This window comes from Pseudomonas sp. TE21435 (assembly GCF_056279265.1).
This window is the reverse complement of the sequence record NZ_JBWBQZ010000001.1, coordinates 1,727,341-1,746,106: the sequence shown is the minus strand read 5'-3', so window position 1 is coordinate 1,746,106 and position 18,766 is coordinate 1,727,341. Positions and strand designations below refer to the sequence as shown.

Genomic DNA, 18,766 nt, shown 5'->3' with positions numbered 1-18,766 from the left:
GCTGACAGGAAAATCCCGCGCGCCGCCCACGGCGCCAGAGAGGTCAGCGTGGCTTCCTACACCTTGCGCCAACTGAAGTACTTCGTCACCACCGTGGAGGCCGGCAGCGTCGCCGAGGCCTCGCGCCAGTTGTACATCGCCCAGCCTTCGATCTCCACGGCGATCAAGAGCCTGGAAGAGAGCTTCGGCGTGCAGTTGTTCATACGCCATCACGCCCAGGGCGTGTCACTGACGCCCAGCGGCAAGCGTTTCTACGCCAAGACCCGGTCCCTGTTGCAGATGGCCCACGAGTTCGAGCAGAACGCCCTGGCCGATAACGACACGGTGGCCGGGCAGATTGACATCGGCTGCTTCGAGACCGTGGCGCCGCTGTATTTGCCGCGGCTGATCGCAGGCTTTCGCGAGCGCTACCCAGGGGTGGACATCCGCCTGCGCGACGGCGAGCAACAGGACCTGATCCAGGGGCTGACGGCCGGTACCTTCGACCTGGCGTTTCTCTATGACCATGACCTGGACGGCACCATCGAGACCGAGCCGCTGATGCCGCCACAGAAACCCTATGTGCTGCTGCCGGAAAAGCACCGCTTCGCCGGCCAGGCCCAGGTGTCGTTGCGTGACCTGTGTCCCGAGCCGATGATCCTGCTTGACGTGGCGCCCAGCCGCACCTACTTCGTCAGCCTGTTCAACGAACTGGGGCTGACGCCGAATATCGTCTTCAGTTCGCCGTCGATCGAGATGGTCCGGGGCATGGTGGGGCAGGGCTTCGGTTTCTCGCTGCTGGTCACCCGGCCGCACTCGGAGTTCACCTACGACGGGCAGCGACTGGTGACACTCGCAATCGCCGAGCCGGTGACGCTGTCGGGGTTGGCGGCGGCGCACCTCAAGCGTGTGCAACTGACCAAGCCGGCGCAACTGTTCGTGGAATTCTGCCGTGAGGAGCTGGCACGGATGTAGGTGCTGACCGCCCGTCGCCTGTAGGACGAAGAAGACCGAACGTTGCCCGGTCAGTGGTTTCTTCCACTAAGGTGCTAGAGGCATTGAGCTGTTGTCATCGTCGGGGCGAATGGACCTGCGTCCCATCATGGGCAATTTCAATTGGCATCCTGCCCGTCGCGGGCGTACCACACCAAACAGGCCATCCAGTACAAGAGAGGGTCGTACCATGTCGTTGATTGGCGTATCGATGCTTGAGATGCGGCAGATGATCGAACAGGCCTGCCTGCCCGACTGCTGCGAGGTGAGCTGCCCGGACGGCCAGCACCTCACCATTCGTCTGGGCCAGGGCTCGAGCCTGGACGAGTGCCTTACCGTGACGGGCGTGCCGATTGCCAGCCTCAATACCTGCCATGACCTGCTGGGCCTTGTTAGTCGGGTCAAGGCACAACGTGATGCCCCGCCGGGGGCCCGCAAGGCGATTGCCTGAGGTCATTGCAGCTCGAGCAGCAGATTGATGCCGCCGTCGCCGCATTTGACGTGTTCACGGACCACGCCCCGATAATTGCGCCCCTCCCAGGCGAAGGCGACGCTGTGCGCCTTCTCCACCTTGCCGGGTAGCGGTGGTTCGATATGCAGGCGCAGCGCGGGGCGGCCCTGCAGGCTGAGGGCGGCCAACTGGACCTGACACATGGCGCGCTGGGCCACTGGGCCGAACAGGGTATCGCGGACGAAATCCAGCTCCAGGCAAGCGCAAGGGGCACGACAGGGCATCTTCATGGTGGCTTTCCGACGAAAGAGGCATACCTCGAAGATTTGAAGCCTAAAGGCGCGAGACGTTCAAATTATTTCAGTTGGCCCTGGCATTGCACGGTTCCCGTGGGCGCCGGCTTGCCGGCGATGGGCCGCAAAGCGGCCACTCTACCCCTGACACAATGGCGTCGGTGCCTGGCGGGCTAGCCTGGCCCCTTCAGCGGATTAACGGTGCGCCGAGAATCTCCAGCACTTTGTCGCGCAACTGGTCGATGCTGAACGGCTTGCCGATCAGGTGCATGCCCGGGGGCACGTTGAAGCTCTCGGCGTAGCCACTGGCAAACAGCACCGGCAATGCCGGCCGGCTTTCCCGGGCCTTGGCCGCCAGTTCCTCGCCGCGCAGGTCGGGCAACCCCACGTCGGTCATCAACAGCGCCAGCGGTTGCGTGGGATCCTCGATGATCTTCAGGGCCGCGGCAGCGCTGTCGGCCTCAATGGCGGCATAGCCCAGTTCGTCGAGCACTTCGACTATCAGCATGCGAACGATGTCGTCGTCTTCGACTACCAGAAGGTGCATTGTGTGGATCCTGTTTCGATGGATTGTCTCTACTCTGTGCGCAGGGCCATGGCAGAAGTTCCCAAGCTTAACGGCATGGACAAATAGATGGAACGATTGCCATAGACAGGCTTCAAATACTGGCTAAATGCCCTGCCAGTTCCGCGAAAGCTGGTTAGACTCGCTGTATTCGCGGTCGGTCTGGCGCAGGGCAACCCTTACACGATGTAGACGCCGGTCTGTTCAATGGATTTATTTCGCTCGGGCACTTTCACATGATTCAAGCAGCCTCGATGGACCAACGCAGTTTTCGCAAACTGCTGAGCCGCAACGTCGGCCTGCCCCTGGGAGTGGGGCTACTGGGCGCCGTGGCCTTTGTCGCGGTGATCTACTACCTGCTTTCGGCCATGCAGTGGGTCGAGCACACCGATCGGGTGATCGGCAATGCCAACGAGACGATCAAGCTGTCGATCGACATGGAAACCGGCATGCGCGGCTATCTGCTGACAGGCGAAGAGCGTTTCCTTGACCCCTATGAAGTGGCAAAGCCACGCATCTTCGGCAGCCTGGACAGCCTGCGGGCAATGGTGGCTGACAACCCTCAGCAAGTCGACCGCATCGACCGCATTGCGGCGCTGCAGCGCGAGTGGAACACCTTCGGCAACGAAGTCATCAGCCAGCGGCGCAGCCAGCAGGGTGATGTGGTGTCGTCGATTGGCCGTGGCCGCGGCAAGCGCCTCACCGACGAGATCCGCAAGGAGTTCGAGACCTTCATCAACACCGAGCAGCAACTGCGCACGACGCGCAACGAGACGGTCAGCACGGTCACCATGACCGCGATCTCGGCGTTCGTGCTGTTCATCGTGGCCCTGAGCGCGTTGCTCGCCTACCTGGGGCGGCGTGACCTGCTGGCCTTGTCATCGAGCTATGTCGAGAACCTGGAAGCCCAGCAACGCGCCGCCGAGCGCCTGGAACAACAGGCCTGGCTGCGCGCCGGGCAGACCCAGCTGGCCGAGCAGGTGCTGGGTCAACTGACGCTGCCAATGCTCGGCGACAATATCCTGCGCTTTTTCGCCGGTTACCTGGGCAGTGTGGTCGGTGCGCTGTATGTGCGCGATGAACATGGCCAACTGGTGCGGGTCGCCGCCTATGGCCTGGATGCCGAACAGCAGGGCAGCGAACCGCGCGTGGGCGATCATGCCGGCCTGCTGGGCGAGGCGGTTGCCCAGGCGCGGCTGTTGCGCCTGGACGAACTGCCGGAGGACTACTATCGCCTGAGCTCGGGTCTGGGCCGTGGCTTGCCGCGCAGCGGCGTGGTGGTGCCGTCGCAGGACGATGGGCGGGTCAACGGCGTGCTGGAGCTGGGATTCCTGCGTCCACTGCAAGAGCGCGACGTGGAATTGCTGCAGCGAGTCGCCGAAAACCTGGGCATCTCCATCGAAAGCGCCCGCTATCGCCAGCGCCTGCAGGAAGTGCTGGCCGAGACCCAGCAGCTCAACGAAGAACTGCAGGTGCAGCAGGAGGAGCTCAAGACCGCCAACGAGGAGCTCGAGGAGCAGTCGCGGGTGCTCAAGGAATCCCAGGCCCACCTGGAGACCCAGCAGGCCGAACTTGAGCAGACCAATGAGCAACTGGCCGAGCGCACCGAGGCCCTGGACCGCAAGAACAGCGAGCTGAACCAGGCCCAGGTCGAGTTGCAGGCCCGCGCCGACGACCTGCAGCGCTCGAGCAAGTACAAGTCCGAGTTCCTTGCCAACATGTCCCATGAACTGCGCACGCCGCTCAACAGCTCGCTGATCCTGGCCAAGCTGCTGGCCGAGAACGCCGAAGGCAATCTCAGCGAGGAGCAGGTGAAATTCGCCGAGTCGATCTATTCGGCTGGCAACGACTTGCTCAACCTGATCAACGATATTCTCGACATCGCCAAGGTCGAGGCCGGCAAGCTGGAAGTGCGCGCCGAAAGCACCCCGCTGGAGCGCCTGGTCGAAGGCCTGCAGGGCATGTTCCGGCCGTTGGCGCAGGACAAGGGCCTGTCCTTCGCCGTGCAGCTGGAGCAGCCGTTGCCGGCGTCCCTGTTCACCGACCGTCAGCGCCTGGAACAGATTCTCAAGAACCTGCTGTCCAACGCCATCAAGTTCACCGAGCGCGGCCAGGTCAGCCTGCGCATCAGCCACCAGACGGGCCTGGGCATCGTCTTCGCGGTGCGCGACACCGGCATCGGCATTGCCGCCGACCAACAGCAGGCGATCTTCGGCGCCTTCCACCAGGTCGATGGCACCAGCAACCGGCGCTATGGCGGCACGGGCCTGGGCTTGTCCATCTCCCGTGACCTGGCCCACCTGCTTGGCGGACAGATCAATGTCGACAGCAGCCCGGGGCAGGGCAGCGTGTTCAGCCTGATCCTGCCCGAGCACTTCGAGCCCTCCGCGCAGCAGGTCGAGGTGCACAGCCTTCGCCCGGCGGTCGACGAACTGCCGCCGCCACCGCCAGTGCCGACACCCGTGCGCAGCGAGCGTCCGACCCCGGCCTTTGCCGATGACCGCGAGCGGGCGCCGTTCGGCAACCGCTGCATCCTGGTGATCGAGGACGAGCCGAATTTCGCCCGCATTCTCTTCGACCTGGCCCACGAGCTGGGTTACAGCTGCCTGGTTGCCCATGCCGCCGACGAGGGCTTCGAGCTGGCCGCCCAATACTTGCCCGACGCTATCCTGCTGGACATGCGCCTGCCTGACCATTCCGGGCTCACCGTGCTGCAGCGCCTGAAGGAGCAGGCCAGTACCCGGCACATTCCGGTGCATATCATTTCGGTCGAGGACCGCGTCGAGGCTGCCATGCACATGGGCGCGGTGGGCTACGCGGTCAAGCCCACCAGCCGCGAGGAACTCAAGGCAGTGTTCGGTCGTCTGGAGGCCAAGCTCACGCAGAAGCTCAAGCATATCCTGCTGGTGGAGGACGACGACCTGCAGCGCGAGAGCATCGCCCGCCTGATCGGCGACGACGATATCCAGATCACTGCCGTAGCCATGGCCCAGGACGCCCTGGCGCTGCTGCGCGAGAACATCTACGACTGCATGATCATCGACCTCAAGCTGCCCGACATGCTCGGCAATGAGCTGCTCAAGCGCATGACTGCCGAGGACATCCGCAGCTTCCCGCCGGTGATCGTCTACACCGGGCGCAACCTCACCCGCGAGGAGGAGGCCGACCTGCTCAAGTATTCGCGCTCGATCATCATCAAGGGCGCGCGTTCGCCCGAGCGCTTGCTCGACGAGGTGACGCTGTTCCTGCACAAGGTCGAGTCGCAGCTGTCCAACGAACGCCAGCGCATGCTCAAGACCGCCCGCAGCCGCGACAAGGTGTTCGAGGGGCGCAAGATCCTGCTGGTGGACGATGACGTGCGCAATATCTTCGCCCTGACCAGCGCCCTGGAACACAAGGGCGCCATCGTCGAGATCGGGCGCAACGGGCGTGAGGCCATAGAATGTCTGGAAGCCAATGACGACATCGACCTGGTGCTGATGGACGTGATGATGCCGGAAATGGACGGCTACGAGGCGACCCGGCTGATCCGCCAGCAACCGCGCTGGCGCAAGCTGCCGATCATCGCCGTGACCGCCAAGGCGATGAAGGACGACCAGCAGCGTTGCCTGCAGGCTGGGGCCAACGACTACCTGGCCAAACCGATCGAGCTGGACCGCCTGTTCTCGCTGATCCGGGTCTGGCTGCCGCAATTGGAGCGAATCTGAAATCTTGACCAGTGAACGCAATACCGATATCGAGATCCGGCTGCTGATCGAGGCGATCTACCTCAAGTACAGCTACGATTTTCGCGATTACTCCGGCGCCTCGATCAAGCGCCGGATCCTCCATGCCGTGCGCCAGTTCGACTGCCGCACGGTATCGTCGTTGCAGGAGCGGGTGCTGCATGACCCGGGCATGTTCCTCGAGCTGCTGCAGTACCTGACGATCCCGGTCAGCGAGATGTTCCGCGACCCCGGGCACTTCCTGGCACTGCGCAACGAAGTGGTGCCGCTGCTGCGCACCTGGCCGTCGCTGAAGATCTGGATCGCCGGTTGCAGCACCGGCGAGGAGGTGTACTCCATGGCCATCCTGCTGCGCGAGGAAGGCCTGCTCGAGCGCACCATCCTCTATGCCACCGACATCAATCCACACTCGTTGGAGCGGGCCAAGCAGGGCATCTACTCGATGCAGAGCATGCGTGAGTACGAAGAGAACTACCGCAAGGCCGGAGGCCGGCGCGACTTTTCCGAGTACTACACCAGCGCCTATGGCAACGCCATCATGGACGCCAGCCTGCGTGACAACGTGACCTTCGCCGATCACAGCCTGGCCACTGACAGCGTGTTCTCCGAGACGCAACTGGTGTCGTGCCGCAATGTGTTGATCTACTTCAACAAGGGCCTGCAGGACCGTGCCCTGGGGCTGTTCCACGAGTCGCTGTGCCACCGCGGTTTCCTGGTGCTGGGCAGCAAGGAGTCGGTGGACTTCTCGGCCTACGGCGAGCGTTTCGAGCCGTTGGTGCGGCCCGAGCGGATCTACCGCAAGACATGAACAGCGTGCGTGCGATTGTCATTGGCGCCTCGGCGGGTGGCGTGTCGGCACTGTTCAGCGTGCTCGGCGTGCTGCCCGACGATTTTGCCATCCCGGTGTTGTGCGTGCTGCACCTGCCCGATGATCGCCACAGCCAGCTGGCCGAGGTGCTGCAACGCCGCCTGCGCCGCCCGGTTCGCGAGGCCTTCGACAAGGCGCGGATAGAGCCGGGGCTGATCTATGTGGCGGGGCCGGGCTATCACCTGTCGGTGGAGCGTGATTGCACCTTGTCGTTGAGCCAGGAGGAACCGGTGCATTTCTCGCGACCGGCCATTGATTTTCTTTTCGAGTCGGCCGCCGACGCCTATGGCTCGGAACTGCTCGGCGTATTGCTCACCGGGGCCAATGAAGACGGTGCCCGAGGGCTTTTGCGCATCAGACAAAGCGGTGGCCGGACGGTCGTCCAGGACCCCCGCGAAGCACAGGTCGCGTTGATGCCGGAGGCCGCCCTGGCCCTGCACGACCCGGACCATATTCTTTCCCTGAGTGGTATCGGGCAGTTGCTCGCTACCCTGGAACCCAGCGCATGCTAAGCCACATCACCGCGAAACTGCTGATCGTCGACGACCTGCCGGAAAACCTGCTGGCTCTGGACGCCCTGATCCACGGCGATGACCGCGAGGTGTACCAGGCCCAGTCCGCCGACGAGGCGTTGTCGCTCCTGCTCGAGCACGAGTTCGCCCTGGCCATTCTCGATGTGCAGATGCCGGGCATGAACGGTTTCGAGCTGGCCGAGCTGATGCGCGGCATGGAGAAGACCCGCAACATCCCCATCGTCTTCGTCAGCGCCGCCGGGCGCGAGATGAACTATGCCTTCAAGGGTTACGAGAGCGGGGCGGTGGATTTCTTGCACAAACCACTGGAAACCCTGGCGGTGAAGAGCAAGGTGTCGGTGTTTGTCGACCTGTTCCGTCAGCGCAAGGCGCTGGACCGCCAACTGCAGGCCCTGGAGCAGGGCCGCCAGGAGCAGGAACTGTTGCTCAACCAGTTGCAGCTGGCCCGTGGCGAGCTGGAGCGGGCGGTGCGCATGCGCGACGACTTCATGTCGATCGTCTCCCATGAGGTGCGTACGCCACTCAACGGGCTGATCCTGGAAACCCAGTTGCGCCGCATGCACCTGTCCCGCGGCAACCTCGCGGCGTTCAGCGAGGACAAGCTCAAGGCCATGGTCGAGCGCGACGAGCGTCAGATCAACAGCCTGATCCGCCTGGTCGAGGATATGCTCGATGTCTCGCGGATTCGCACTGGCAAGCTGTCGATCCGGCCGCGCACCTTCGACCTTGGCCAGCTGGTACGCGGGCTGGTGGAGAACTTCGCCGCCCAGGCCAGCGCGGTGGATACCGTCATCGAGCTGCAGCGTTGCGATGCCTTGCAGGGCGAGTGGGACGAATTCCGGATTGAACAGGTGGTGGCCAACCTGTTGTCCAATGCCTTGCGCTACGGCAATCGCAAGCCTGTGCAGGTGCGGGTGTTCGAAGAGGATGCCATGGCCTGCGTGCAGGTGCAGGACCAGGGTATCGGCATCGATGCGCAGAACCAGCAGCGGATCTTCCAGCAGTTCGAGCGTGTCGCCGCGCAGCAGGCCAGTGGCGGCCTGGGCCTGGGGCTGTACATTTCCGAGCAGATCATCCTCGCCCATGGCGGGCGGATCCAGGTCCACAGCCAGGTTGGAGCAGGGTCGACGTTCACCGTCCAGCTGCCGCTATCGGTGTTGCCGCACGCCTGTGACCAGACCCGGGCAACCTCTGCGTAAAGCTGCGGTCTGATAGCCAACCTATTGAATTCGAAGGCGTTGTCATGAGTGAAGATGCACAAGACGTGGTACTGGTGGTCGAGGACGAGCCGGCGATCCGCATGATCCTGCGCGATTACCTGGCAGGCGAGGGCTACCACGTGCTGGTGGCCGAGGATGGCGAGCAGGCGTTCGCGATCCTGGCCAGCAAGCCGCACCTGGACCTGATGGTCACCGATTTCCGCCTGCCGGGCGGGATTTCCGGGGTGGAGATCGCCGAGCCTGCCGTGAAACTGCGGCCTGACCTGAAGGTGATCTTCATCAGCGGCTACCCGGCGGAGATTCTCGAGTCCGGCAGCCCGATCGCACGCAAGGCGCCGATCCTCGCCAAACCGTTCGACCTGGATACCCTGCACGAGCAGATCCAGGCGTTGCTGCGCTAGCTGCGAGCACGTGGCCGGTTAAAGTGGGAGCGGGCTTGCCCCGCGACGGCGCGCATGCAGGATGGCACCAGCGGGGCCGGTGATCGCGGGGCAAGCCCGCTCCCACGCAGCCCTGTGGAGCCTGTGACGAGGCTTACCCGATCTGCGTACGCAGCAATGCCATGGCCCGGTCAACCTGCTGTTCGTCGTTGAGCAGGCTCGGTGCGAAGCGGATCACCGGTCCTGCGTCGCGATCCACGGCATCGACCATGACCTTGTTGGCGTTCAGGTAGGCGGCGACGGCATCGGGATCGCGATCCTTGATGCGGAAGAAGGTGAAGCCTGCGGAGAACTCGCGGCTGGCCGGAGTTACCAGCTCCACGGCGCGGTGTTCGGCGAGCCGCGCCTTGAGGTAGTCGTTGAGCTGGTAGATACGCGCCTGGACATCGGCCTTGCCCAGCTCCAGGTGCAGCTTGAAGGCCTCGCCCAGCGCCCAGCGGTGCTCAAAGGCGTGGTACCCGCCCGGGGTCATGATGGTGCCAAAGTCCTCGTTGCGCGAAAAGGTGGCGAAGGTCGGTGTCAGGTGCTGCATCTGCTCGGACGCCGCGCAGATGATCCCGGTCCCGCGTGGGCCGAACATCCACTTGTGGGTGCCGGCGATGAAGTAGTCGCAGTTGAAGTCGGCGAAGCGGGCGTTTTCCACGCCGAAGCCATGCACGCCATCGACCACGTAGACAATGCGCTCGGCCTCGTCGCGGTTGCGGTTGTGCTGGCGCACCAGCTCGCCGATGGCGCCCACCGGCAGCTTGACGCCGCTGCCCGAATGCACCCAGGTCATGCCCAGCACCCGGGTTTCAGGGCGAATGCTGCGGTCGATCACGCTCAGCACCCGGTCGGTGGACACGTCGCCCGGCTTGTCGAACAGGCGCAGCTTGCGCACCTGGGTGCCATGCTGGCGCTGACGGAAGGCCAGGCAGTTGTGGGTCGAGTAGTGCTCGTGCTCGGTGGTCAGGATCTCCTGGTGCGACGCCACGTGCAGGCCGCCGTAGATCATGCCCAGGCCTTCGGTGGTGCTGCCGGTGAGGGCGACCTGACGGGGGCGCACGTCCAGATAGCGGCCTGCCCACTCGCGGACCTCATCCTCGCGCTGCCATTCGTACTGGCTCTCCCAGTCCATGCACACCGCAGGGTTGTGGTCGAGGGTGGCGCGGTGGCGGTCGATCGCATCCTGTACCGGCCGCGGGTGGGCGGTGATCAGGAAGTTGGCGAAGTGCGCGACATCCGGCGCCAGGGGGAACAGTTGGCGCAACTGACGCCATTTGTCCGGGCCCTGCAATGACGCCGGGGTGGCGGTGGCGGCCAGGGCGCTTGGCAGCAACGGCAGGCTGGCCGCCAGGGCGGCGGCCTGCTTGAGGAAGGCGCGCCGATCAGTCATGGCGGGTTTCCTGGGCGGTATTGGCGAGCTGGGCCACGGGGTTGGCGGCTTTCTGCACCTGCCCCCAGACGCGCAGGAAGTTGCCTGCCCAGAGCTTGGCAATATCGGTTTCGGAATAGCCACGGGTCAGCAGTTCGGCGGTCACGTTGCGGATCTCGCCGACGTTCATGAAGCCAGTAACGCCGCCGCCATCGTTGAAGTCGGAGCTGATACCGACGTGGTCGATGCCCATCTTCTTCACGGCGTAGTCGATGGCGTCGACATACTCCTTGAGGCCGGCGCGAGGCTCCTCGTCGACGATGGCGTACAGGCTGCTGGCGTATTCGCCGAAGCGCGCCTCCGGCCAGATGGCGATGATCGGGTCGCCCGGCATCAGTGCGTTGGTCAAACCTTGCAACGGCTGCAGGTCGAAGCGTGCGCGCAGGGCTTCGAGTTTTTCCAGGGTCGGCTTGCTCAGGGGCTTGAGGTAAGTGGTGAAGGCCACCACCTGAAGCACGCCGCCGCTGTCCTTGATCAGTTGCATCTCTTTGTCGGACAGGTTGCGCGGAATGTCCACCAGTGCCCGTGGCGCCGAATGCGAGGCCACGAACGGCGCGCGGCTCAGGCGGGCGACGTCTTCCAGGGCCAGGGTGGACATCTGCGACACATCGATGATCACCCCCAGGTCGTTGAGCCGCTTGACCGCCTGCTCGCCCAGTGGCGAGAGGCCGCCGAAGGCGTCGGGGGTGTCGTTGAAGAATGGCAGTGGCCGCGAGGAATCGGCCCAGGCGTTGTTGCCTGTGTAGCTGAAGCCGAACATGCGCATGCCACGCTTGGTCCACAGGTCGAGCTGTGACAGGTCGCTGCCCAGTGGGTAGGCGTTGAGCATGCTGATGAAGATGGCGAATTTGCCTTCGCCGTTCAGGCGCCGGAAGTCGTCCGGTGTGTAAGCGATGCCGACCTGGTTGGGGAAGTCGCGCACAATGCCGCTGATGATCTTGTAGCGCACTTCCTGCTGGTTGCGGGCCTCGTCGATGAAGCCAGGGGTGGGGCGGTGTGGCGCGTTCGGGCCGTTCCACAGCTCCGGCCAGCCGAAGACGGTCAGCGCCGCGCCGGACAGCCGGCCTTTGGCCGCCTTGGCCAGGTCGAACTGGCCACGGCCGTCCTTGTCTGCTTCGTAACCGGTGCTGCCGTAGCCCAACGGCACGGTGACATGGCTGTCGAAGGAGAGCATGTGCTCATGCAGGTCGTTGGCCTGCTGCACGATTGCACGGGGGTAGCCGCCGTCCTGTTTCCAGAAGTAATAGCCGGCGGCTCCACCCAGGGCGGCCACCAGGGCCAGGGGCAGGCCGATGTACAAGGCTTTGCGGGAGCGGGTCTTGGTCATTGCCATCTCGTTGCAGGGCTGATCGGTTCCGGCCTGGCGGCGCGGTGGGCGCTAGGGCAGGGCTCGGGTATCAGGTGGACGAATGGCGGGCGGGTAAATTTATCGGTGGGCGAGCATCAAGTTTGCGCGCGTGGCGCCGATACTCCAGTCATTGAAAGGACCCACCGTGGAGGATTAAGGAATGGTAGGTATCAACAACGTCAGCAGCAGCATCGCCACGCAACTGGTCAAGGGGCAGGCCAAAGAAGACGAGAAGTCGCCGGCTACTGTCGCGGTAGACCTCAAAGGCACCGGCGAATCAGGCAAGCCTGCCGGCGCAAAGAAGGCCGAGGATGACGAGGGTAGCGGCGAGCCGTCGTACATTCAGCAAATGCGCGAGATGATCAGGCAATTGCAGAAGCAGATGGCCGAAGAGCAGCGTCAGCTGGCGAAGATCGCCGCGCAGGAAATGGACGACACCACGAAAGCGACGATGATTCTCGCCAAGCAGTCGAGCATTGCCACCTTGAGCGGGCAAATACAGGCAGCGACCGCGAAGTTGCTTGATGCACTGACTAAGACCGGCGGCAACAGTGCCGGTGGCATGGTATCCACCCAGGCCTGAAAACGCCCGGTTTCAGCCCACAACGCCCCGCTTGCGCGGGGCGTTGTCGTTTCAGTCCTGCGCCAGGCGCGCACGCTGTCTTTCGCTCTTGTATTGCATGGCCACCGCCGGCGCCGGCTTGGCACTGCCGGTTTCCAGCCACTGGCGCATGCGGCTGGCGTCGGCGAAGTGGGTGTACTTGCCGAAGGCGTCGAGGATCACCATGGCCACCGGCCGGTTGTCCATCTTCGTCAGCAGCACCAGGCAGTGCCCCGCCTCGTTGGTGAAGCCGGTCTTGGTCAGCTTGATGTCCCAGTTGCTCTTGTTCACCAGGTGATCGGTGTTACGGAAACCCAGGGTGTAATTGGGCTTGCGGAACGCCACGGTCTTTTCGCGGGTGACCGACAGCTCGCTGAGCATCGGGTACTTGCGCGAGGCCATCAACAGCTTGGCCAGGTCCTGGGCGGTGGAGACGTTCAAGGTCGACAGGCCGGTCGGCTCGACGTAGCGGGTGTGGCTCATGCCCAAGCTGCGGGCCTTGGCGTTCATCGCCTTGATAAACGCGCCGTAGCCACCGGGGTAGTGGTTGGCCAGTGAGTTGGCCGCACGGTTTTCCGACGACATCAGGGTGATCAGCAACGTCTCGCGACGGTTCAGCTCGCTGCCCAGCCGTACCCGGGAATACACGCCTTTCATCTCCGGGTTGTTGGCGATGGTCATGGTGAGCATCTCGTCCATGGGCAGCTTGGCGTCGAGCACGACCATCGCGGTCATCAACTTGGTGACCGAGGCGATGGGGCGCACGCGATCGGCGTGGCTGGAATACAGCTCCTTGTTGGTGTTGAGGTCGATCAACAGGGCGCTGCCGGACGCCAGATGCAGTTTGCTCGGGTCACGCTGGACCTGGGCCGGGGGTTGTGCAGCAGCGGTCGACGGTAGGGTCGCGGTTCCTGTGAGCAACAGCAGCAGGCTGAGGATGGACAGGGAAGTTTTCACGTTGAGGCTCACTAAATGTTGGTATGTCGTTGGCTGTGCAAGGGTTTCCCCCAAAAAACCGTTGCATTCTGGAGTATGGTCGAACGGCTGTCGAATGCCTTATATCCAAAGGGCGTAACGTGAACGAAATTTAATCCTGTACCAATTCTGTACCAATTACCGCCGATTCCAGCTTGGCAAGCTCGGACCAGTCACTCGCTGAATTCGTTGAAGTGGGGAAGACGCTGGCGGGCAGCGCCGATTTGAGCTATTGCTTCGATCTTGATCAACCACTCAAGGCGCGTGAGATGAAGCGATTACTGCTGTTGGCTTTGCTGGTAGCGTCAGGCGCGGCTCAGGCTGGTATTCCACTGCTGAACGCAACATGCCCTGGGAAAATTGAAGTCCACGCGGACGAGGGCGGCCCGATCTACATCAATGGCAAAGAGGGCAAACTGAAGAAGTTCAACGAGAACTACTTCGAAGCCAAAGCCAGCGGAGTGACCATTTCGCTATCGATCAACCCGGACGGCTCCCCGAGCGTCTCATACACCGGAAGGAACCGGGCCAACGGCATTTGCCAGGTGAAGGCGCAGGGCTCTTAGGCTCTGTATGAAAAGCCTTGATACTCGGTGATGCCGCGTTGAAAACAGCCTGGTGCGCCAGCCCGGTCGGAATGCTCATTTACAACCCGTAAAGTCGAGCGCGACTCCGACCGTTCCTCGGCTGTTTTCGCCTTGCCTGACCTTCGTCCAAAGGCTTTTCATACAGCGCCTAGATCGAAGTTACGATCGCAAGAGCCAGCTGCTCATCAGACATATAAGGTTGGCTGTAGGCTGAATGGTAGTACCGGACAGCTTGCTCAAATTGAGCTCCCCGTATCTCGCCACCTGAACCGATAAACGCCAGTGCGTCGGCTTTTGCCGATTTCATATTGGTATTCCAGACCGTCAGCGCCGTGGTCCCCCCAACAATCATAAAGGGGAGTAGTGTCGTGCCATACGTCGCACTTTCGAATGGATCACTCGTTTCGTGCGCCATTGTAGGAGCGCAAGCACAGGCCAATAAAATCATGCCTAGAGTTCTCAAGAGGTCCATCCCCAACTTGCTTCCTGCTGCCCGGTAGAAGGGCGCTACCATAGCAGGGAAACAGGTTTCTGGCGTTACGCTCTGTACGTAAAGCCTTGATGTAACGTCAAGCAAATTTAACCCGGCGCGCTTGGCGCCGCCCCTCCATGGTCAACCGGACGACCTGCCATGACACTCGGTATCGATTTCACCGACCAGGCGACCAGCCTGCATCACGATGCAATTCTAAAACCCTTGCGCGCATTCAACGATGGCGTGATCGGCTCGCCCGGCGCGGCCACTGTCGCCTGGACGCTACGCGATCCTGCCAACGATGAAATCGTCGGTGGCCTTTATGCCAGGCTCGGCGGGGGCTGGATGTTCGTCGAACTGCTGGTGGTGCCCGAGCGGATGCGCGGGCAGGGCTGTGGGCGTGAACTGATGGCCAGGGCCGAGGCTCTGGCGAGGGAGAAGGGCTGTGGCGGGATCTGGCTCGACACCTTCAGCTTCCAGGCGCCGGACTTTTACCGCAAGCTGGGGTTCGAAGTCTTTGGCGAGATTGCCGATTTCCCGCCTGGGCATACCCGCTATTTTTTGCACAAGCGCTTGGCCTGGCTCGCGGGGACTTAACCAACCCGCAACCAGATCGCCGAGGCGTCGTCGCTCATCTTGAAGCGCGGATAGCGCAGGCAGGCCGCATCGTCGTGCTCGATGCCACGCAACGTGCGCGCCAGGTCATCGAGGCCATGAGCCAGCAGGCGCTCGATGAAACCGGCCGGGTCGTAGGCCCGGTAGGTGTCGAACAGCGCCGCGAAACCGTCGCTCATCAACAGGATATCGTCGCCTCGGGCCACTGGAGCGCGGCTGTAGAGCGTCCCTTCCCGGGACAACTGGGCATCGATGCCTAGCACGGCGCGGGGGCGTTCACGGGCTACCCGTCGGTCAGCCAGCACAGCGGGGGTGCGCACGCCATGGGCGCCGGTGCCGGGGCCAAGTGCCGTAGCCTCGGCACGCTCGGCCTCGCGGTCGGGCTCCGGGGTGAGGAAGTGAATGCCGCGCGCGCTGCGGTGCAGCACCACGCAGTCGGCCAGGTGCGCGCAGACCAGCTCTTCGCCTTCCAGCGCCACGGCGGCAAAGGCGGCACGTGGCAACTCCCAGGTGGCCACGGGCTCACGCTGGCGGTCTTGCAGATAGGCCTGGGCGATCGAGTCGAAGACTGACGCGCAGACCTGCCGCAGCGGCCCCGACGCCATGGCGAAGGCACGCTGGGCCGTGGCCGAGAGCCAGGCCGCGCCGCCGCGCTCACCCAGCAGGCCTGGGGCGCCGAGGTCGGTGGCGCCGTCGATCACCCAGGCATGACGGTCGGCACTGCCGAGGCGGTCGTCATTGGGCACATCGGTCTTGCCGGCCAGGCTCAGGGACTGGATCAGGTCGAAATGCATGGAGAACTCCGGATCGATGGGGTGCGACAACCTTGAACGCTGGGCCACCGAGCGTCAAATATCAGGGCGTGGGTGGGCGGTCCCAGCAGTCGCTGTCCAGGGCGCAGACGCCGTACTGCCGGTCCATCTGCGCCATGCGCCGCAGGTGGGCGTCGATGATGTCGCGGTTTACTTCGCTGTCGATGATGTAGCGGCTGTAACGATCGATCAGGCGGAGCTTCCAGTCCTCGCGAGTGGCTGCGTCCAATGTGTCGGGCGCGTTGGCCAGGCGTTGCAGGGTGAGGTCGTCGACGCGCTTGAGCTGATCGGTGAAGGTGGCGATGTAAAGGGCACGCTGCGCTTCCTTGTGGCGCAGGGTGTCGGCATCGAAAGCATCGAGGTTACGTTGCCATTGCGTCCAGTAGGCGTCCGGCAGCTGAAGATCGCGCTTCTGGCGCAGCTTGGCGACGACCTGCGCATTGCTCTGGCGCGGTGCTGGTTGGCGGTTCTGGCTGGCCAGCGGATCCCGGGCGAGCGCCTGGGCGATCCAGGCATTGCGCGCCTCGCTGTCCGGCAGAACCGGGCCCAGTGGCGGGGCGTTGTCGTTGGTGGCGCGAGGCAGGCCATTGCAGCCGGTGAGTGACAGGAACAGCGACAGGATCAGCAGGGCCGGGAGGTTGTAACGCAACTTGAATCTTCCTTGAGTAACCGCACAATCAGGGCGGATGCACGAGAGGTATCGGCGCTTGCGCGGCTGACTTGAGCGCTCAGCCGAGGTGCTTGGCCATTTCCGTGGTAGGCGCCCAGCCCATGCCGGCGTAGACCGGGCGGCCCACCTCGGTGGCATGCAGGACGGCAAAGCCCAGGCCGCGCCGGGTGAACTCTGCCTCGGCCAGACGCATCAGTTTCGACGCCAGTCCCCGGCGGCGATGGGAAGGTTCCACGTAGACATTGAGCACATAGCCGCGCTGGTCGTGACAGGGATGCGCCGGGTGCGGCGGCCAGTCGATCGACATCAGGCCGATGGCCGCCACCGGCTGCTCGTCATCCAGCAGCACGAACCCGTAGTAACGACCATCGGCCAGGCGCGGTTGCAGCCAGGGCCGGAAGTGTTCGGTCATGGTTTGCAGGTTTAGAGGGTCGCCACCGGCCTCCAGGAACATGGCCTCGCGTTGGGCGCAGACCATGGCCTGGTCGCCCGGCAGCAAGCGGCGCAGGACCAGCCCGGGAAAGTCGCTGGTGGTGGGCAGTTCGTTCATGGCAGCTCCCTTGGTTACAGCCTTCGATCCTAGGCGTGGCGGACAATTGCCGTTAGACACAGATGGCGAGCAAACCCGGCATACAGCACCCTTGTTGCTGTCTGCGTTCATTTCAAAGTGTTCGCCACGAAGGCTTCTGCGCCTATGAAATCGAGCGCCGCCCGCGCGGCGCTCGATTTCATAGGCGCTGTAAGGGTTGCGGCGGGCACCTGGAGGCCTGCTCTTCACCGAGCAGGACCTGTGGCGGCAAGCGCCAGGTTGCGCTGGTACCTCCTACCTGGCGTTCAGCCAGCGCGACGCTGACGCCGTGCAAGCCGCACGGGTCGCCTCCTGAGCCAGGGGAGCTGACTGGTCAGCCGTTGATCGCGCTTGCCCAGGGCAGGTGGATCCGGGGACTAGACTCGTGGGCAGTGAGACCCGCCCAGGAGAGCGCCCATGACCGCCAAGAACACCGTTTGCCTGTGGTACGACAACGACGCCGAGGACGCGGCGAACTTCTACGCCAGCACCTTTCCCGACAGCCGCGTGACCGCGGTGCACAAGGCGCCCGCCGACTACCCTTCGGGCAAGGCGGGCGACGTGATCACCGTCGAGTTCACCGTGATGGGCGTGCCCTGCATCGGCCTGAACGGCGGCAAGGCGTTCAGCCACAGCGAGGCGTTCTCGTTCCAGGTGGCGACCGACAGCCAGGAAGAGACCGACCGCTACTGGAACGCCATCGTCGGCAATGGTGGCAGTGAAAGTGTCTGTGGCTGGTGCAAGGACAAATGGGGCCTGTCCTGGCAGATCAGTCCACGGATACTCACCGAGGCCGTTGCCAGCGCCGATCACGGCGTGGCGAAGCGGGCGTTCGAGGCAATGCTACAGATGGGCAGGATCGATATCGCCGCCATCGAGAAAGCCATCAAGGGCTGAACCGAGGGGCGCCTCAGTGCACGCGCTTGCGTTCGCTGACGCATGCCCTCGCTTGCTCGGCCAGCGTATCCAACCGTGCGTCGCGCAGCCGTTCGGCCTCGACCATCGTCGCCTCGCCCTGCTGTTTGAGCAGGTAGGCATGGATCTGCCGCACCTCGACGGTCTGGTAGATCGGCGCGATGTCCAGTCGCCCGATCAGTGCGTCGCTGGCCTTGCCGGTACTGCTCATCAATACCTGCGGCCCGGCGCTGGCGACTACCTGCAGGCCCATGTTCTCGAACCACGGCACTTGCTGGGCAAAGGCGCTCAGCTCGACACAGGGATAGCGGCCACGCACGGCATCCAGCAGGCCACGGGCGATGCCTTGGCGGCGGTGGCTGGCGTCCACGGCTAGGTAGGCGAGGGCGCAGGCTTGCGGGTTGTCCTGGGCCGGCAGTGCCAGGGCAAAGCCGAGCAACCGGTCCGGCGCGTCGGCATCCAGGGCGAGGGTCAGTTCGACCCGCAGGCCGCGGTTGCCGTCCAGGGCCATCAGGTACTGGTGCACCTCCAGGCCGACACCATATTGGTACAGCGGGTACAGCGGGTTGTCCGGGCTGATGGCGACGCTGCTGAGCTGACCGACATGGTCGATCACCAGTTGGCGGATCTGGTTCTGGAAGGATTCGGGCGGCACGCCGTCAAGGCGGCTGAGGATGAACATCGCGGGTGGAGCTCCGGCAAGGTGTGAAACACCCGCC

The 18,766-nt window shown here is 63.7% G+C and carries 21 protein-coding genes; 11 read left to right on the top strand and 10 right to left on the bottom strand.

The features are described from left to right. Nucleotides 1-48 precede the first annotated feature (48 nt). The gene (locus ACZ9C1_RS07880; RefSeq protein WP_046855246.1) at nucleotides 49-954 is read left to right on the top strand and encodes a LysR family transcriptional regulator; all 906 of its coding nucleotides are present in this window, start codon (nucleotides 49-51) and stop codon (nucleotides 952-954) included. Nucleotides 955-1,162: 208 nt separating this feature from the next. Beyond that, nucleotides 1,163-1,423, top strand: a complete 261-nt coding sequence (locus ACZ9C1_RS07875; RefSeq protein ID WP_277504652.1) for a DUF1652 domain-containing protein — start codon at nucleotides 1,163-1,165, stop codon at nucleotides 1,421-1,423. Nucleotides 1,424-1,425: 2 nt separating this feature from the next. Here the strand turns inward: ACZ9C1_RS07875 and ACZ9C1_RS07870 are convergent, their stop codons facing one another. Continuing rightward, complete coding sequence (locus tag ACZ9C1_RS07870; RefSeq protein ID WP_102682381.1) at nucleotides 1,426-1,713, bottom strand: hypothetical protein; 288 nt, start codon at nucleotides 1,711-1,713, stop codon at nucleotides 1,426-1,428. Nucleotides 1,714-1,903: 190 nt separating this feature from the next. Then, entirely contained in the window at nucleotides 1,904-2,263 is a 360-nt protein-coding gene (locus ACZ9C1_RS07865) for a response regulator (protein WP_102682382.1), read from the bottom strand. 254 nt (nucleotides 2,264-2,517) lie between these two features. Here ACZ9C1_RS07865 and ACZ9C1_RS07860 point away from each other — a divergent pair, with 254 nt between their 5' ends. Genes ACZ9C1_RS07860 through ACZ9C1_RS07840 form a run of 5 tightly spaced genes read left to right on the top strand, consistent with a single transcriptional unit; the run spans nucleotide 2,518 to nucleotide 9,028 of the window. Beyond that, nucleotides 2,518-5,988 carry a response regulator gene (locus tag ACZ9C1_RS07860; protein ID WP_476253842.1) on the top strand — a complete coding sequence of 1,157 codons (3,471 nt, stop codon included), beginning with the start codon at nucleotides 2,518-2,520 and terminating at the stop codon, nucleotides 5,986-5,988. A gap of 4 nt (nucleotides 5,989-5,992) precedes the next feature. Next, the gene (locus ACZ9C1_RS07855) at nucleotides 5,993-6,814 is read left to right on the top strand and encodes a CheR family methyltransferase (protein ID WP_111532454.1); all 822 of its coding nucleotides are present in this window, start codon (nucleotides 5,993-5,995) and stop codon (nucleotides 6,812-6,814) included. Beyond that, on the top strand, nucleotides 6,811-7,386 hold the full coding sequence (locus tag ACZ9C1_RS07850) for a chemotaxis protein CheB (protein WP_102682385.1): 576 nt from the start codon (nucleotides 6,811-6,813) through the stop codon (nucleotides 7,384-7,386). The genes ACZ9C1_RS07855 and ACZ9C1_RS07850 overlap by 4 nt, the downstream gene beginning before the upstream one ends. Continuing rightward, a complete protein-coding gene (locus ACZ9C1_RS07845) occupies nucleotides 7,380-8,606 on the top strand; it encodes a hybrid sensor histidine kinase/response regulator (RefSeq protein WP_102682386.1) in 1,227 nt (408 codons plus the stop codon). The genes ACZ9C1_RS07850 and ACZ9C1_RS07845 overlap by 7 nt, the downstream gene beginning before the upstream one ends. A 44-nt stretch (nucleotides 8,607-8,650) precedes the next feature. Next, the gene (locus tag ACZ9C1_RS07840; RefSeq protein WP_023629509.1) at nucleotides 8,651-9,028 is read left to right on the top strand and encodes a response regulator; all 378 of its coding nucleotides are present in this window, start codon (nucleotides 8,651-8,653) and stop codon (nucleotides 9,026-9,028) included. A gap of 133 nt (nucleotides 9,029-9,161) precedes the next feature. On the opposite strand, the gene pvdN is transcribed toward ACZ9C1_RS07840, so the two are convergent. Together pvdN and pvdM are read right to left on the bottom strand one after the other, a co-directional pair. Beyond that, nucleotides 9,162-10,442 carry a pyoverdine-tailoring periplasmic protein PvdN gene (pvdN, locus tag ACZ9C1_RS07835; protein ID WP_476253841.1) on the bottom strand — a complete coding sequence of 427 codons (1,281 nt, stop codon included), beginning with the start codon at nucleotides 10,440-10,442 and terminating at the stop codon, nucleotides 9,162-9,164. Next, nucleotides 10,435-11,808 (bottom strand): pyoverdine-tailoring dipeptidase-like protein PvdM, encoded by a 1,374-nt coding sequence (gene pvdM / locus ACZ9C1_RS07830; RefSeq protein ID WP_046855255.1) that lies wholly within the window; start codon nucleotides 11,806-11,808, stop codon nucleotides 10,435-10,437. Before pvdM ends, pvdN begins: the two co-directional genes overlap by 8 nt. A 181-nt stretch (nucleotides 11,809-11,989) precedes the next feature. On the opposite strand from pvdM, the gene ACZ9C1_RS07825 reads away from it, so the two are divergent. Next, a complete protein-coding gene (locus tag ACZ9C1_RS07825) occupies nucleotides 11,990-12,412 on the top strand; it encodes a hypothetical protein (RefSeq protein ID WP_102682388.1) in 423 nt (140 codons plus the stop codon). A gap of 51 nt (nucleotides 12,413-12,463) precedes the next feature. On the opposite strand, the gene pbpG is transcribed toward ACZ9C1_RS07825, so the two are convergent. After that, nucleotides 12,464-13,387, bottom strand: coding sequence for a D-alanyl-D-alanine endopeptidase (pbpG, locus tag ACZ9C1_RS07820; protein WP_046857753.1), 924 nt, complete (start codon nucleotides 13,385-13,387; stop codon nucleotides 12,464-12,466). Nucleotides 13,388-13,674: 287 nt separating this feature from the next. On the opposite strand from pbpG, the gene ACZ9C1_RS07815 reads away from it, so the two are divergent. Continuing rightward, entirely contained in the window at nucleotides 13,675-13,971 is a 297-nt protein-coding gene (locus ACZ9C1_RS07815; RefSeq protein ID WP_198754278.1) for a hypothetical protein, read from the top strand. A 169-nt stretch (nucleotides 13,972-14,140) separates the two neighbouring features. On the opposite strand, the gene ACZ9C1_RS07810 is transcribed toward ACZ9C1_RS07815, so the two are convergent. Continuing rightward, complete coding sequence (locus tag ACZ9C1_RS07810) at nucleotides 14,141-14,464, bottom strand: DUF2388 domain-containing protein (protein ID WP_476253840.1); 324 nt, start codon at nucleotides 14,462-14,464, stop codon at nucleotides 14,141-14,143. A gap of 159 nt (nucleotides 14,465-14,623) precedes the next feature. Here ACZ9C1_RS07810 and ACZ9C1_RS07805 point away from each other — a divergent pair, with 159 nt between their 5' ends. Beyond that, nucleotides 14,624-15,064 (top strand): GNAT family N-acetyltransferase, encoded by a 441-nt coding sequence (locus ACZ9C1_RS07805; protein WP_110699658.1) that lies wholly within the window; start codon nucleotides 14,624-14,626, stop codon nucleotides 15,062-15,064. On the opposite strand, the gene ACZ9C1_RS07800 is transcribed toward ACZ9C1_RS07805, so the two are convergent. The 3 genes from ACZ9C1_RS07800 to ACZ9C1_RS07790 form a co-directional block, all read right to left on the bottom strand. Next, a complete protein-coding gene (locus ACZ9C1_RS07800; protein WP_102682391.1) occupies nucleotides 15,061-15,876 on the bottom strand; it encodes a protein phosphatase 2C domain-containing protein in 816 nt (271 codons plus the stop codon). The two genes, ACZ9C1_RS07805 and ACZ9C1_RS07800, sit on opposite strands and share 4 nt — an antisense overlap. Before the next feature lie 61 nt (nucleotides 15,877-15,937). Continuing rightward, on the bottom strand, nucleotides 15,938-16,543 hold the full coding sequence (locus tag ACZ9C1_RS07795) for a hypothetical protein (protein ID WP_277504624.1): 606 nt from the start codon (nucleotides 16,541-16,543) through the stop codon (nucleotides 15,938-15,940). A 79-nt stretch (nucleotides 16,544-16,622) separates the two neighbouring features. Further along, nucleotides 16,623-17,114: a GNAT family N-acetyltransferase gene (locus ACZ9C1_RS07790; RefSeq protein ID WP_139670444.1), complete on the bottom strand. Its 492-nt coding sequence runs from the start codon at nucleotides 17,112-17,114 to the stop codon at nucleotides 16,623-16,625. 435 nt (nucleotides 17,115-17,549) lie between these two features. On the opposite strand from ACZ9C1_RS07790, the gene ACZ9C1_RS07785 reads away from it, so the two are divergent. Then, a complete protein-coding gene (locus ACZ9C1_RS07785; RefSeq protein ID WP_198754263.1) occupies nucleotides 17,550-18,029 on the top strand; it encodes a VOC family protein in 480 nt (159 codons plus the stop codon). Nucleotides 18,030-18,042: 13 nt separating this feature from the next. Here ACZ9C1_RS07785 and ACZ9C1_RS07780 read toward each other — a convergent pair whose 3' ends face one another. Further along, nucleotides 18,043-18,729, bottom strand: coding sequence for a GNAT family N-acetyltransferase (locus tag ACZ9C1_RS07780; protein ID WP_476253839.1), 687 nt, complete (start codon nucleotides 18,727-18,729; stop codon nucleotides 18,043-18,045). Nucleotides 18,730-18,766 lie beyond the last annotated feature (37 nt).